General features: G+C 28.1%; 1 protein-coding gene. It reads left to right on the top strand.

Annotated elements, in window-relative coordinates; genetic code table 11:
* On the top strand, positions 1 to 1819 hold a 1819-nt coding region (locus tag DFQ02_RS14930), incomplete at its 5' end, for an AIPR family protein (RefSeq protein ID WP_220340319.1).
* Positions 1820 to 1928: the final 109 nt, after the last annotated feature.

The raw sequence follows: 1928 nt of genomic DNA, 5'->3' as shown, positions 1-1928 counted from the left end.
AATTAGAGATTATAAGGAAGAGCTTTTCTCTAATTATTGCTCAAGAATTTATTATCTTTTCATTCTCAAAGCAGAACTACGTTTAACCCTGAGTTGTAAGCAATACCCAAACAATACTAAAACAATGAATAGAACTGAATATAATTCACGAGTAAGAAGCGAAGTTGAAGTCTTAAAACACCAATACAGAAATGATAATTCTGCTTTTCTAATTTGGTTTTTAAAGAACATATTTTGTTTAAGTGAACAAGAAAGTGTTGATAGCGTAGTAGATGGATCAAGAGACAAAGGAATAGATGGAATTTGGGTAGATGAAAATGATGAAGAGATTTACATTTTCCAATCTGAATTTTCACCAAATGATGATAGAGATTCTGGAGATTCAAAAATTAGAGAGTTTTCAGGAGTTGCAACTTGGTTTTCAAGTGAAACAGAAGTGAATCGACTTCAAGTGGCTTTAATAAATCTAGAGTTAAAAGAAAGACTTAATAATTTAAAAATATCAGACAAAATCGCTAGAGGCTATGGAGTTAGTTATGTTTATGTAACTAATAAAATTTTTGATGTTAATGCTACAGAATATTTAGAAACAACCAATATTGACGCCTATGACAATAATATAATTTTTGGAAAGTATACATATATGGTTGAGGCAGACATTGCTAATACACCGAAAACTCTTGAATTATCTAATTCTACAGCCATAATATATAATTCTGCTACTGACAATTCTTCAATTGTTCTTGCTATTCCTGTTAATCAACTTTTAAAACTTGATGGTATTCAAGACCATACCTTGTTTTCAAGAAATGTTCGTTTATGGACTGGAAAAACTAGAGTCAATAAAGAACTTGCTAATACAATAAAAGACAACTCAGAACACGATAGATTTTTCTTGTATCATAATGGAGTTTCAATTACTTGTTCAGACTTTGATTTTGAGCCAGCTAATAACGAAATAAAAATTTCTGGTTATCAGGTAATTAATGGTTGTCAATCATTAGTTTCTTTTTATCAAAATCGAGCAAATCTATCTGATCGAATGTTAGTTTTAACAAAAATCATAAAAGTAGAACCTCAAAGTACTTTGATTCAAAAAATTACAAAAAATGCAAATAATCAAAATGCTATAAGTCCAAAAGATCTTAAATCTAATGATCGAGTTCAAATTAGTTTGCAAAGAAACTTTTTTGAAACGTTTAATAATAATGTACTTTATAGAATTAAGAGAGGAGAAAGTTCAATTGGATATGATGATGTAATTGATATAGATTACGCAGGACAACTAATAAAGTCATTTTATTTTGACGAACCATATAAAACACACTTAAAAACTAGCTTTTATGGTGATGATTATGAAAATATATTTTCTAGAAATATGACTTGTCAAAAAATATATTTGACATATTTAATACACAATACAATAATAGAAAATATAGAAAAGATTGAGAATATACCAGTAAGAAATTATGGTTTAGCAAGATTTACAATTTTGCGAATAATAAAGTCTATAATAAATGATGATGAACTTGGATCTGCAATAATTCAAAATCCTAATGACTATGTAACTGCTTCGGTAAAAAGTCAGTTATCAACTGCTGTAAAAAAGCTTTTCGAATTAGTTGCACTTGATATTAATGGTTTTATAACTGACTATATAGCTTCAGTAGAATTATTTGATTATAAGAACCTTTTTAAGAAAAAAGAGTTTTGTGATAGAATGAATACTGCTGTTTTAACAAGTCATAAAAAATCAGTTGTGAGACATCCAGAAGATAGTTTTCAGTCAATATTTGAATCATTAACAACAGAAGAATAAAAAGTACTGCTTACAACAAAGAACTGAGTTAAAAAACAAGTGTTTTAAGCTAATTTAGAAACAAAGTTCTCATCGTAAGGTAATCCACTTTTTACGATAGCAAATGCCT

It is taken from the genome of Seonamhaeicola aphaedonensis, assembly GCF_003386195.1.
GTDB lineage: Bacteria > Bacteroidota > Bacteroidia > Flavobacteriales > Flavobacteriaceae > Seonamhaeicola > Seonamhaeicola aphaedonensis.
The sequence above is the reverse complement of the archived record's forward strand: the minus strand, read 5'-3'. Positions and strand labels throughout refer to the sequence as shown.